This is a genomic window from Gilliamella sp. Choc6-1 (assembly GCF_001690385.1).
GTDB lineage: Bacteria > Pseudomonadota > Gammaproteobacteria > Enterobacterales > Orbaceae > Gilliamella > Gilliamella apicola_A.
On the sequence record NZ_LZHI01000041.1, the window covers coordinates 1 to 15,166 of the forward strand.

Genomic DNA, 15,166 nt, shown 5'->3' on the forward strand with positions numbered 1-15,166 from the left:
CGTTTTACGTGCCTTTGTGGGCACTAAAGCTTTTTTATGATTTCTTCCTGAAGCTGGGATTTTAAGCTCAGTTCGGCAAACATCTGCTTAAGCTTGCGATTTTCAGCCTCCAGCTCCTTTAAGCGTTTGATATCCGAAGTTTCCATTCCGCCGTATTTTTCTCGCCATTTATAGAAAGTTGAATTACCCACGCCATATTTACGGCACAGTTCTTTAACCGGAATACCCGCTTCAGCTTCTTTTAAAATAGCGACGATTTGATGTTCAGTCATTTTTTTCATCATTAAATCCCCTTTTCTTTTATCATAGAGAATTTTCTACTTTTTTGTTGTACTATTTTAGGGGATAGTTACACAACAAAATCAATATCATTACAAACAAAAAAATAAAAGTAGACGCTAATTGTTATAAATGCTTTCAGTTAATTTCATACAACCCATTCCAATAATAGGTTATAATGAAATGAAATTATATTATTTTATATGGGTTAAATCGATTATATTTTTTGTTATACAACTGACTAATAATTTATAAAATATTGAGCTATTTTTAATACGGGATAGTAAAATTAATAGATTTTTGAAATGCAAGTATAGAAATAATGCCATGACTAATGAATACAATTTAACCAATCACACCCCAATGATGCAACAATATCTCAAATTAAAAGCAGAAAATCCCGATATTTTGCTTTTTTATCGCATGGGTGATTTTTATGAGATGTTTTATGATGACGCCAAGCGTGCCTCGCAGCTTTTAGATATTTCTCTCACAAAGCGTGGCTCGTCAAATGGTGAACCAATTCCTATGGCAGGGGTGCCTTATCATGCGGTTGAAAGTTATTTAGCAAAGTTAATTGGACTAGGTGAATCGGTTGCTATTTGTGAACAGATTGGCGATCCAGCTACTAGTAAAGGACCAGTAGAACGAAAAATTGTCCGTATTGTAACTCCTGGTACGGTAAGTGATGAGCTATTATTAGAAGATCGCAAAGACAATTTACTGGCATCAATTTGGCAATATAAAAATTATTACGGCTATGCCACGCTCGATATTAGCTCCGGACGATTTTATATTTTCGAATGTGACAATTTCGAGGAAATTCAAGCCGAATTGCAACGTACAAGTCCTGTCGAATTATTATATCCAGAAGAATTTCAATCCATGCCATTAATTGAAAATAACTCTGGATTGCGCCGTCGCCCGCAATGGGACTTTGATCTTGAAACAGCAAAACAACAGCTTAATCTACAATTTGGCACTAATGATTTAATTGGATTTGGTGTGGAAGACTGTCATTATGCACTTTGTGCAGCTGGCTGTTTGTTACAATATGTTAAAGATACCCAGCGAACAGCTCTACCTCATATACGTTCAATTGTCAAACAGTCGGCTTATGATTTTGTCGTGTTAGATGCCGCAACACGTCGTAATCTAGAAATCACCGAAAACCTATCTGGTGGAACTCAAAATACTGTAGCTGAAATACTTGATAAAACTCAAACACCAATGGGTAGCCGTATGCTTAAACGTTGGTTGCATTCACCAATTCGTAATTTGACTATATTACAAAATCGACAACAAGCTATTGGCGAATTACAAAATTATATTGATGAAGTTAATCCATTATTAAAACAAATTGGTGATTTGGAACGTATTTTAGCAAGACTTGCATTACATACGGCTCGACCTCGTGATTTTGCTCGTTTACGTGATGCTTATAATTTATTACCACAATTACAAACACTATTAAGTGGTCTTACTTCACCTGCGTTAATTAATTTGCGTAAAAAAATAAATCAATTTGACCGTATAGCCGAAATATTAAATCAGGCTATTGTTGAAACACCGCCAGTAATTATTCGTGATGGTGGGGTTATTGCTAATGGATATAATGCAGAACTAGACGAACTACGAAGTTTAGCCGATGGTGCAACCAATTATTTAGAACAGTTAGAAATCCGAGAACGTGAAACACTTGGCATTGACACATTAAAAGTTGGATTTAATGCTGTGCATGGCTACTATATCCAAATCAGCCGTGGGCAAAGCCATTTGGCACCAATTCATTATACTCGTCGTCAAACACTGAAAAATGTTGAGCGATATATCATCCCCGAACTTAAAGAGTACGAAGATAAAGTGCTAACATCCAAAGGACGAGCATTAGCACTCGAAAAGCAACTTTACGAACAGCTATTTGATCTATTAATTCCAGATCTAGCCACTATGCAAATCAGTGCTGAGGCCATTGCCGAACTTGATGTGCTTACCAACCTAGCGGAACGATCATTAACACTTAACTATCAAAAACCAACACTATCAACCGACTCAGGAATAGAAATTAAAGATGGTCGACATGTGGTGATTGAACAAGTGCTACAAACCCCGTTTATTGCAAACTCGCTCTCATTATTACCAAGCAGACGTATGTTAATTATTACAGGTCCAAACATGGGCGGTAAAAGTACTTATATGCGTCAAACTGCTTTAATTGTTTTACTATCTTATATTGGTAGCTTTGTCCCTGCATCAAAAGCAGTCATTGGACCTGTTGATCGCATTTTTACACGTATTGGTGCTTCTGATGATTTGGCATCTGGACGCTCCACTTTTATGGTCGAAATGACCGAAACGGCTAACATTATGCACAATGCAACTCAACAAAGTTTAGTATTAATGGATGAAATTGGTCGAGGAACTTCAACATATGATGGGCTTTCATTAGCTTGGGCTTGTGCTGAAAATTTAGCAAATGAAATCAAATCAATGACGCTTTTTGCCACTCATTACTTTGAATTAACCCAATTACCCGAACATATGCAAGGTGTTTATAATATCCACTTTGATGCCATTGAACACGATAATACCGTTGCTTTTATCCACGAAGTATCTGAAGGCGCAGCGAGTAAAAGTTTTGGTATTGCTGTTGCTGGACTTGCCGGTGTGCCTAAGACAGTATTAAAGCGAGCTAAACAAAAATTGAAAGAGCTCGAGATTATTTCAAAACAAACGGCTAACAGTGGCGTTGCTCAATCTCAACTTTCTTTTATCAACGAACCTGAACCTTCGGAAGTTGAAGAAGCGTTAAAACAGATTGATCCTGATGCTTTAACACCAAAACAAGCATTAGAAATTTTATATCAATTAAAAAAGTTGGTGTGATCAAATAACTGCTAATTGTTCTATTGTGATGTTATTCTGAAAAAACCGCTAGATGTGATTTCGAGCGGTTGGTTTTAAGTATCTAGAATTTAAAAAAATTAAGCCCAATTTTTCTTCTTAGATGTTTTACCGATGCCCGGATTAAGGCTGTTTGTAGGATCAAGCTCTTGATAGAATTTTTTCAAATCCTCATTGGCATGATACAAATGCCCCACATTGTGCTCGGCTGGATATTGCGCACCACGCTGATCAAGCAATGCTAAAATCTCTTCTTTAACTTTATCGCAATCCACCCCTTTTTTAGCTATATAATCTTGATGAAATACATAACAGAAAAAATGCCCATAATACATTTTATAAATAAATTTCTGATCAATATTATCTGGTAGCGTCTCAAACCAATCGGTATCATTGCGTCGTAATGCAATATCTAATGCAACAATGTTTTCCACTGTTTTACTATGTACATTGCGATATGCCGTTGCAGCACCTGCTGCTGCAAAACGGTGTAACATTGCGGCTTCGGCTTCTTTTTCATCACATAAAAAGTAATTACCATTTTTATTTTGAAAATAATCTTTTAAAAAAGCCTCGGCTTCTGCAATCCCATCATCTGCCATTTTTAAAATAAGGTGATGTTCATAACGATCACGATAATCACGCATTGATTTTGGTAAATGATTTGGCAAAAATTTGCAAGCAAAGATAGAAAACCGATCCGAAAAATTCTTTGGAAAAAATGGAATTTTAGCGGTAACACGATCAACAAAGTTCTTAAACACAAACATGCGTGGCATCATATCTGTACCTAACTTTTTAATGGCTAAAAAGGTCGGTTTCCCATAAACTGCGGCAATATCAAAAGCCACGCGATGTATATATTCGCCCGACACAGGCAAGGTTTTAAATTGGCTTAAAATGTGGCGACGAATACCATTTAATTCATTAATATCATTTGTACCAATATAAAATACGGCTGATTTTTTCTCTAACGGAAATGTATCAAGGCGCACAGCAAATACCATTAATCTACCAGCACTACCTGATGCTTCATAATGACGAGCAGGATCAGCATTAAATCTAGCAGGAGTATCGGCATCTACTTCACGAACATGCTCACAATAATGGTGATCATGGCCTAAACCAGCATCATGTTTAATATCCTTATCAGTATAAGTATGATTTTGAAGATTCTGTAAAATTGTTTCTGGTTCATCACCCAATTCTATACCTAAATGATTAACTAAACGCAATTGCCCTTGCGCATCTAATTGAGCAAACACCGCCATTTGAGTATACGCAGGTCCACGCTGAATCAGTGCTCCACCCGAATTATTACATACACCCCCCATCACAGAAGCGCCAATGCAAGATGAACCTATAACCGAATGCGGACCTCGATGATATTTTTTTAATTCCTTTTCTAGACGAAAAAGTGTGCTACCTGGCAAGCAGACAACTTGTTCACCATTTTCTATCACTTTAATACTATCTAAGCGACGAGTACTAACAATAACAACAGGACGATCATAGCCATTACCATCAGGCGTTGAACCACCAGTTAATCCAGTATTTGCGGATTGTGTGATAACAATCACATCCGCTTCAACACACGCCTTTAACACCTGCCACTGTTCAACTAACGTTCCCGGCAAAACAACGGCCAATGCATCACCTTCACCAAAGCGAATACCTTGACGATAAGGTAATGTACGAGAAGAATCTGTTAAAGTATGTTTTTTACCTACAATACTTTGCAACTTTTCAACAAGCTTTTTTGTTGTATACATACTCATAGATATTTCCTTAAATCGCAAATGGATATTGACTCAATATTGCCTATACTATAACCATTTTAACTTATTAGAAAGTAATTCCGTTATCTTTAATTTTTAAGAAAGAACTAATCGCTTCCATATAGCAATTAAAACTTTTTAATAGTCGACATTTATTTGATAACAAATAGTTACTGTGTGAACTCATAACATGTTGAATATATAATAAAGGGTGGATAAATATAAAAAGCCTTTTATTGTTATAAATAACTGCATAATAATATTCATTAATTCATTATTAGGGTAATTTAAGAGATAAAAATCAGTACAAAGTTGTGATTATTTGCTATGATATTGTTAAATTAAGGAAAAATAATTAATCTAATGAAGCATTTTATTACTTTATCGCTAATACCAATATTGATATTCACACCATTTGATCTTTATGCTGATGATTTTAGCCAACATCATTTTTCATTAATTTGGTGCATTCCATTTGCTGGAACTTTAATTTCCATTGCTTTATTACCATTAATCACTCCGCGTATTTGGCATCATCATTATGGAAAAATCATTATTTTCTGGGTATTACTATTTATGATATCGGCTTTTTATTGTTTTGGATATCAAACCACGATAGAGATGATTACTCATGCAATATTAGCAGAATATATTCCTTTTATTTTATTACTAATGGCTTTGTTTACGGTTTCAGGTGGTATTTTCATTAAAAGTGAAATCATCAGTACACCAGAATTAAATGTTAGCTTGTTAGCAATCGGTACTTTATTAGCATCAATCATGGGGACAACAGGAGCAGCCATGGTAATGATACGCCCACTAATTAGAGCAAATCGTAATCGAAAACAAGCTGTTCATATTATTATCTTCTTTATCTTTTTAGTTGCTAATATAGGCGGAGGATTAACACCACTTGGTGATCCGCCATTGTTTATCGGATTTTTAAAAGGTATCGATTTTTTCTGGACTGTTAAAAATATGTTGTTACCCGTTTTGTTGAGTTCATTGTTATTGCTGACTATTTTTTATTTTATTGATCGCTACTATTTCCAATTACAATACAACAGTATTAAATTGATTACAATTATAAAAACAAATAAATCCATTAAGCTATATGGTATAAAAAATATCTTTTTATTAGCTATGATTATAACCATGGTTTTATTATCAGGACTTTGGCAAACCTCATTAGGGATAACTATTTTGGATACTCATCTTAGTTTATCTAGTCTTATAAGAGATATTTTTTTTATAATTATCACCATCACTTCTACATTCATTACTTCAAAATCAATTCGAGCTAGTAATGATTTTAATTGGGAACCAATTGTTGAAGTAGCTAAACTATTTCTCGGTATATTTATCACTATTGTACCAGTGCTTGCGATTTTAAGAGCAGGAAACAATGGTGCATTATCCTCACTTGTATCATTAGTCAATAACCAACAAGGTCAACCAATTAATAGTATGTATTTTTGGTTTTCAGGATTACTATCTAGTTTCTTAGACAATGCACCAACTTACCTGGTATTTTTTAACTTGGCATCGGGCAATGCGGTAACCTTGATGACTACACTTGAAAAAACCTTATTAGCCATATCAATAGGGTCAGTTTTTATGGGAGCACTTAGCTATATTGGCAATGCCCCAAACCTTATGGTTAAAAGTATTGCTATCCAAAATAAAATTAACATGCCTAGTTTTTTTGGCTACATGAAATGGTCCATTGGAATATTAACTCCAGTATTCGCAATCAACAACTTGTTATTTTTTTTATAACCAACAGTGGTATGAGTATCAGTGACACCACTTTTGGTATTACTTGCTTATGCAACCTAATAAAACTTTTATTTTATAAACAACTCACCTATGCCTAAAAATCACACACTCAAACATAAAAATAATATTTTTATATACATATGAAATAAATAACAATAAGATAGTCCACCTTTAACAGATAAATAACAATTTAATCAATTTATATACATATATTACGTTTTATTATCATTTAATGGTAAAAATCTAATTAATATCCTTTATTTTAATTAAAACAATTACTATCGTTAATTAATAATAATCAAAAATAACTGAGAACTTTTTTTAAATAAGTTCAAATAAAGTTAGATACAGAAGTAATTTTTATCTATAGGTGAGGATATGAACAAAGTTTACAAAATAGTCTGGCATACATCTAAGCGACAATGGGTTGTTGTTTCAGAGCTAGCAAAAAAGGGAAAAACTAAAAGCATCAAACTGTTAGCAGTAACTGCACTAGCTACTCTTTCTGCTAATACAATGGCTAGCCCATGTACTGCAAGCGATCCAACTAAGATCAATATTAGCGGTAGTAGCTGCGAGCTTAACGAAGATAGTTACACAGGAACAGAAACTAAAGGTAAAGACAATAAAGTAATTTCCGTTGATAACGGAGGAAAAGTTACCTTTAAACCAACTAGTGGTAAGGTAACAATTACTAGCCAAAACCAAAATCATGCATTAGTGATTGGTACAGCAGAGCCTTACCCTGGACAATCTCCTGTGAACAATCGACCAAGTTCTGGTGGGGTAATTACCGTGGATGGCGATTTAAGCATTAATGTTAGCGCTAAAACTATGCCGCCAGATGAGACAAAAAAACAATACCGACCAAGCAGTATCTTAATAGGCGATAATAGTGAATTAATTGTTAATGGAAAATTGAATATCAACCATTCAAATCATTGGGCTGATAAAAATGATCAAAACCAAGCAGAATATGGAACTGGAACACCTATTGATGTATCTTTGGCTAATGCACACTCAGCAAAAATTATAGTAAAAGATGAAACAAATATAAAATCAGATGGTGATGGCATTCGAAATGGTTCAGAGCAAAATAATACCCAATTTGGTGGAGATCTTAATTTTAAAAAAGATGTAGAGATTGAAGCAAATTATATAGGCTTAAAAAATAGTGCAGGTAATATAATTTTTGATGAAAACCTCAACATCTCTATAGAAAGAGGGAAAGCAATAGTCCAAACTTCTGGCTTGATCCATGCTAAAGGTGATCTTAACTTAAAATCATCAATATTAGAAGGAAACTATAACTCCATGGATATTTATGGTGGCGAGATTAAAATTGATGGAACAACCAACATTGATTCACATGGTTCTGGAGATCAATGGTATGCTTCTGGTACATCATTATATGTTTCGGGTAATAGTAAGGTTACTTTTGGCTCAGAACTTAATGCAACTACACATGGTGAAGGTAAACCAGAGCATAAAAATGCTGGCATTGGTGACGTTATAAAAATACAAAATGAAGGAGAAGTTAGCTTAGCTACTAAAACGTTGTTTAATGCCGAAGGTTCTGGTAATGGTATAAATATGAGTCAAAAATCTAAATTGAACCTTAACCAAGAAACAATTATCAACACTAAAGAAGGCGATGGTATTAACATTGACGGTGGCACCATAAGCAGTGATAAAGCTAACCTATTAGCTATCACAACTAATGGTAAAGGTAACGCAATTAACATGAGAGATGGCATAGTTAACTTAGCTGCTAATACCACCCTTACCACTAATGATACTGGTCATGGTATTAAAATATCAAACGGCACCTTAAACTTGAATAAACAAACTACTATTCATGCAAACGATGGTAATGGTATTCATGTTGAAGGCGGAAACATCATCGCTGCTGAAGATTCACAATTAGACATTATCGCATCAGAAGCTAAAGCCATATACCTATCTGATGGAACTCTGATGTTAAAAGACACTAATATTACTAAAAATAATGCTGGAACAGCAATTGAATTGGCGGGTGGTACTCTATCTAATCTAGGTAAACTTACCTTCGAAAAAGCCGATGATAAAGCAGCTTTACATAGTACAGTTCAATTAGGTCAAATCGCTACATTTAATAATAGTGGTAGCCTAGATATCAGTAAGGTGAATAATATCGAAGCTATTATCCAGCATGATGGCACCGGTACATTGCAAATAAACAATACTAAAAATGGGATATTGGCCTCAGATAGCGGCAATATCTTCACTAATACCTCTACAGGCACCATTGTAGCTAATAATGCAGGGATCTTGTCTGGTAAAATTGAAACCAGTGATGGTATCATTAATCTAAATAATACTGGTGTTTGGGAAACGACTGAACATTCTAAGCTGACAAACGTAACTAATTCAGGTACTATTCATTTCAAACACTTACCATCGCTAGTCCGTAATACTAGTGAATTTTTTACTATTGATATTACAGGCGATTATGTCGGTCAAAATGGTGTAGTGAAAATGCATACTGTATGGAATGCGCCTAGTGGCGAAAGCGAAGCCAACTCCGAATCAGATGTTTTAAACATTGCCGGTACAGCCAAAGGTATTACTACTATTATTCCAGTATCTAATGATGGTACAGAAAAAATCATCGATGGTGATGTACAAGAAGTTGAAAAACTAATAAATACTATTCCAGTAGTCAATGTTGCTAATAGTGGAGCAGAAGTTGCTTTTATTGGTACAGCTCAAACTACAGGTGCAACAGAAGTTCAGTTAGCTAAACGTACTGTAGATAACCATGATGAATATTTCTGGACAACACAAATAAAATCGGATACTGGAAATGTAGCCGCCATGAATGCAAAATCGAATATAGCCATTTATGCAGATGCAGTTGCTGGTTATACGCTTATGCCTAGCGTTAACTTTGAACAAGGATTTTCAAGTTTGGCAAATCTAAGAGAACGCCGTGGTGATATCTATTGCTTAAATTGTGCTACAGATAATAATCAAAACACTTGGGCGCGTATTTTCGGTAAGCATCAGAAACAAGATGGAAAAACACGTTTAAATCTGAATACAAATATTTATGGTTTACAAATAGGACATGATTTCTTAGTTACACCGACTGGTAATAATGGCCTTAGCTTGCTAGGTGGCTACATATCTTATACAAGAGCCAACACTGATTTTTCAGATAGATACCATGCTAGAAATGGTATCGTTATCGGCAACAAAAAAACTGGTAAAGGTGAGTCTGATAGTTTTAGCTTAGGTATAACAAATACTTATTACTCTGGCACTGGCACTTATATTGACCTAGTGGGGCAATTATCTTACCTACGTAACAAATATAATGCTCAAACAGGAAAAAACCCTTCTACTCAAGATGGTTGGGGAGTAGCGCTTTCGGCTGAAACAGGTCATTCAATTCCATTGAATGACACCAATTGGTCTATTGAACCACAAGCACAACTTATTTACCAAATGGTAAAACTTAATAAATTTACCGACAGGGTTCGTCACGTTGATCAGAATAATCAAGATACTTTACGTGGTCGTGTTAGTTTAATGCTCTCTTATAATGAACTAGATAAAGAAGGTCAAAATACATCAGTGTATGCAATTGGTAATATTTGGCATGATTTTCTCAACCCAGATGAAGTAAAAATTGGTCGTGACAAAATAAGCGAGAAATTTAACAAAACTTGGGGGGAAATTGGTTTAGGTTTAAATATACCTGTTACCAATCAAAGTGAGCTTTATAGTGATATTCGCTACGAACATAATTTTAGTGGCAGTAAACGCCAAAGCTTCCGAGGTAACATTGGTCTGAAAATAAACTGGTAATTAAAATGAATAAATTCTGCCATATACTATTAACTAGTATCTATTTGGCAGAAAATACGACCTTCAATTACTTTATAACCAATTGAAATAAATTAATATTCTTAATAAAGAACTTGCTGATTAGCAAGTTCTTTAATCTAATAAATATTATTCCCTGCGTCCTATTCAAAATAGAAACATGAGTACAACTTAGAAAGTTTACTAAAATTATAGAGCATATTGATAAAATATTACTTACTAATGAATAAAATAAAAAATGTAAATTGAATATTTTTTATCTATCATTAAATTTATAAAAAGCTATACAATACTCTAGCTCACTAAAATTTTACTAATAATATACTGTTAGCAATATTAAATAATTATTTAATCGATATAAATTTTAATCTTTTTTAAATGAATATTAAGCTATATCTAAGATCAACTATCAATCAATGTAAAGAACTCCTCAAAAGTAGTGTTATCTATTTTTTAATGTTATTTAAATTAATTAGTCTTAATTTGTTGGTGTAGATGGCTGTTGATTTGAAATGATCTTAAAATATCCTAATTAAAGAATCTATTAGTGTTTTAACTAATTTATATGCTCTAATATTTTCTAAATTTATTGGCATAGCCAAATAAATTTAACTACTATTATTTAAAAATTAGTTATGATTATCCTGAAATTTTAATCTCAGAGATTTAGTAATTATTAAGAATAGTCAGTTTAATTCTGCATATTAGTTTATCTAATCTTATATGAAACAAAGTACTATAATATTATTACTTTTGTGTTAATTATCCAAAATCAATTAGAATAGAGAATGCGCTTGGATACCGATTATCACAGTTACTGTAATATTTATAAATCTATTTATTATCAGCGTGGTTATACTTGCTATTTTATCAGTAGACAGCGATGATAATGTCATACCATTAAAAGACAATAGGCACAATAAACCAATTATTGGCATTAATTTGCTGAATCATTTTTCAAGTTTTTGGATAATGCGCCAACTTATCTTATATTTTCTAATTTATCGTAAAACAAAATAAAATCTTTAATTTACAAATTTGAAAAAACTTATTGGTTATATCAGTAATGCACCTAACTTTAGGATCAAAGGCATTGTCCCACAAAACAACATTAACATGCTAAGTTTGTTTTGTTAGATGCAATGTTTATAACTATATTAATGCCATGTTTATTATTAATAATTAAGTATTTTTATACTATTTTAAATAATTTACTCTAATAAAAACAATCTTACAGTTATTTACCATAAGTTTATGTACTTATTGGTTAAGCATATTCGGATTTTATATGAAAAATTTCAAGATTAACTTAATGACTTTTTGACTGATTTATCGTTCATTCAAAATAAAACCACAAGATTTGTACACATTTTATTTATAAATGAGTGCAAATCTTGTGGTAAATATGCCAATTTAAATAATTACCAATTTATCATCACACCAAAGTTACCTGAGAAACTTTGACGCTTAGCACTACTAAAGCTATGTTCATAGCGGATATCACCATATAGACTTGTGTTTTGAGCTATAGGTAATTGCGTTCCAATACCAAATTCCCCCCAAGTTTTATTAAATTTTTCGCTTATTTTGTCATGACCAATATTAGTCTCGCCAGAACTCATAAAGTCATGCCATAGATTCCCAATTACATAAAAAGATTTATGTTGAGCCACTACACTAGCATCATTATAGGACAACATTACACCAAGGCGGCCACGCAAACCATCTTGACCATTTTGATCTATATGGCGAACACCATCATTAACTCTATTTAATTTAAGATATTGGTAAATCAACTGTGCTTGAGGTTCAATTGACCAATTAGCACCGTACAAATCAAAAGATTGTCCAACTTCCGCAGAAATTGCGGTTCCCCAACCACGTTGACTATCAGAATTATTACCATTTCGTGCATGATATTTGTTGTTCAAATAAGAGAGCTGACCAACTAAATCAATATAGCTACCACTATTTGTATAAAAAGTGCCAGTTATACCTAAGCCAAAGCTTTCAGATTTACCATCACCTGTTTTTTTATCTCGAATGATAATGCCATTTTTAGCATGATATTTATCTGAGAAGTCTGTATTTGCTTTACTATATGATAGATAAGCACCAAGTAAAAAAAGGTCATTATTACTGGTTTTATTTGCTAAAAAATCATGCCCAATTTGTAAACCATAAATATTTGTGTCGAGATTCAACCGTTCTTTTCCATCTTGTTTATGGTGTTTACCAAAGAAACGTCCCCATGTATGGCTATCATCATCTGAGCTACAATCATAACAAGAAAAACTTCCACGGCGTTCCCTTAAAGTCGCAATACTTGAATATCCTTGTTCTAAATTAATACGAGGCATTAAAGTATAGCCAGAAACGGGTTCTGCATAAATAAGTGTTCCAGATTTAGAATTTAAGTATGGATTGGAACCTAAATGAAGCCAATTATAATCAAATTGAGGAGTCATACCTGAGCTTATCCCCCCATTTGCACTTGGATCTTCAACAGCCATAACCCAGAAATATTCATCTCCAGTAGTTGTTATACGCTTTGCTAACTGAACTTCAATAGCACCAGTAGTTTTTGCTGTACCTTCAAATACTGCGTCATTACTACTATTAGCTACATAGACAACAGGGATAGTATTAATCACTTTTCCGACATATTTAACATCACCATCTATTATATTTTCTTTACCATTTTCTGATACTGGAATAATTTTGGTGTTTCCTGTTGCTGAGCCAGCAATTTTTAGTGTATCTGATAAAGAATTATCTCCATTTTCATTACCTGGCGCATTCCATACTGTATGCATTTTCACAACACCACTTTTACCTACATAATCGCCTTTAACATTAATTGTATAAAATTCATTTGGTGAATTATGCAAGAATTCAATAGTACCAGCATTAATGACATTATTTAAGTTGGATTGACCATTACTATGCCATACACCAGTATTATCAAGATCGATAATACCACTATTTGCATCCATTTTCCCTAAAAGTTTTCCTTTGTTATTAACTTGGATAGTACCATTTGATGTATTGCTAAATAGCAAACCTTTTTCGAAAGAAAGATCACCAGATTTACCATTATTAACAATTAATGTACCTGCTGATTGATGACTAAACATACTTTCAACATTAGCTGAATCTGATTTTATTGTGCCATTATTGTTAAATATTGTGCTATCCCCTTGAGAAACTGCAGACACAATCATAGAATCGTTAGTTAAAGAATCAATAGTTAAAACACCATTATTTGTTAATGTCCCTCGATCTAATTTAATAGCCATCCCTTTTGTTATAATCTGCGTATTTTTGTTTAATGTCAAAATACCATCACTTGTTCTACCATTATGGATCCCAATACCAGAGGTTTGATCATTTTCTATGATAAGATCACCATTAAATGTAAGGTTCCCACCATTACGTATAGCATCTGCTCCTGCTGTAGTTAGTTTGGTTGTGCCATTAATAACAGCGTTATTGGTGTTTTCTACGATTTCAATAGTTACACCACTAGCAGAATTTTTAGTTATTGATAAATCTCCTTTAATAAGTAAATTGCCGCTATCCCCCATATAAATACCACGAGAAGTTTTGACTCCAGCCTCAATTTGTAAGCTGCCTTCAAATATAGCTGAACCACCAGGAATGTTATTACCACCATTCCCCCCCCCTATTGCCAAAGAATGCGTACCATTTACTGCAGTATTATACATCTCAACTTTATTAGCTATAAATGTTGCTACGGTACCTTCACCTTCTATACGAACAATATTGCTACCTTTATATACATCATTAGAAAACGTACAATTAGATCCATTATTTGCAAAAACTCCCCTAATATTATTATCGGATGAACAATCAGCATAAGAAAAATAGGAAGTACCCATTAACGTGGCTAGTGCCAATATTTTTTTAACTTTTAATTTTTTATGATGTGATATTTCAGAAGTAATGCTACATCGCTGCGATGTTAAACTAGATATAACTTTATATTTTTTTTCCATTTTATTTATAAATCTCTTATAACTTAAAAAATTATTAGGTAAAACATAATATCCTTAATTATTTTTATCCCGCTTTTGTAGATTTAGGACTCTAATTTATTAAACATTTTTTCTGTATCGGTGCTTTATAACCCATTAACAGTTAATTTTTGTTTATTTCCTTTCATTCTAAATCATTTAATTTGCCTACTTTACATAACTCCTTTATTTGCTGTTCAGGCAATTTATTAAGTATTAATAATTGTTAGTTTTATTGTTCTCCTTACTGTTATACTTTTTATAGTTTTATTGGTTTGCATTTAATAACAAACTTTAAAAATTGTAAACAGTTGTAATTTTTGTGGATGCTTTAATTAAAAATAATAAAAACTAATTTTATACACTTAAATATACCAGCATAAAAAACGAAGATTTCAGTTTAAGCTCATCTAGAATGTTCGTGAAACCCAGCTAAGAGTTGATTTAGCAAGTAAAATTAAAACCCCACCGTAGATCAAATTTTCATCAATAATTTCTGAATATTATAGTTCAAAAAAT

The 15,166-nt window shown here is 33.1% G+C and carries 5 protein-coding genes and 1 pseudogene; 3 read left to right on the plus strand and 3 right to left on the minus strand.

Translation table 11 applies throughout. The features are described 5' to 3' along the window. Positions 1-29: 29 nt before the first annotated feature. Positions 30-284 (minus strand): annotated as a pseudogene (locus A9G36_RS05895) (transposase); the annotation flags it as partial. 322 nt (positions 285-606) lie between these two features. Here A9G36_RS05895 and mutS point away from each other — a divergent pair. Next, positions 607-3,165, plus strand: a complete 2,559-nt coding sequence (gene mutS / locus A9G36_RS05900; protein ID WP_065575676.1) for a DNA mismatch repair protein MutS — start codon at positions 607-609, stop codon at positions 3,163-3,165. A 98-nt stretch (positions 3,166-3,263) separates the two neighbouring features. Here the strand turns inward: mutS and dld are convergent, their stop codons facing one another. Beyond that, the gene (gene dld / locus A9G36_RS05905) at positions 3,264-4,955 is read right to left on the minus strand and encodes a D-lactate dehydrogenase (RefSeq protein ID WP_065569258.1); all 1,692 of its coding nucleotides are present in this window, start codon (positions 4,953-4,955) and stop codon (positions 3,264-3,266) included. A 369-nt stretch (positions 4,956-5,324) separates the two neighbouring features. On the opposite strand from dld, the gene A9G36_RS05910 reads away from it, so the two are divergent. Both A9G36_RS05910 and A9G36_RS05915 read left to right on the plus strand, forming a co-directional pair. Further along, positions 5,325-6,740, plus strand: coding sequence for a sodium:proton antiporter (locus tag A9G36_RS05910; RefSeq protein ID WP_034943293.1), 1,416 nt, complete (start codon positions 5,325-5,327; stop codon positions 6,738-6,740). Positions 6,741-7,118: 378 nt separating this feature from the next. After that, a complete protein-coding gene (locus A9G36_RS05915; RefSeq protein WP_065585502.1) occupies positions 7,119-10,592 on the plus strand; it encodes an autotransporter outer membrane beta-barrel domain-containing protein in 3,474 nt (1,157 codons plus the stop codon). A gap of 1,439 nt (positions 10,593-12,031) precedes the next feature. On the opposite strand, the gene A9G36_RS05920 is transcribed toward A9G36_RS05915, so the two are convergent. Beyond that, entirely contained in the window at positions 12,032-14,629 is a 2,598-nt protein-coding gene (locus A9G36_RS05920; RefSeq protein WP_065569222.1) for an autotransporter family protein, read from the minus strand. Between the last annotated feature and the right edge of the window lie 537 nt (positions 14,630-15,166).

Coding starts and splice junctions, on each gene's coding strand:
- mutS (WP_065575676.1), top strand. CDS start 607: ATGACTAATGAATACAATTTAACCAATCACACCCCAATGATGCAACAA.
- dld (WP_065569258.1), bottom strand. CDS start 4,955: ATGTATACAACAAAAAAGCTTGTTGAAAAGTTGCAAAGTATTGTAGGT.
- A9G36_RS05910 (WP_034943293.1), top strand. CDS start 5,325: ATGAAGCATTTTATTACTTTATCGCTAATACCAATATTGATATTCACA.
- A9G36_RS05915 (WP_065585502.1), top strand. CDS start 7,119: ATGAACAAAGTTTACAAAATAGTCTGGCATACATCTAAGCGACAATGG.
- A9G36_RS05920 (WP_065569222.1), bottom strand. CDS start 14,629: ATGGAAAAAAAATATAAAGTTATATCTAGTTTAACATCGCAGCGATGT.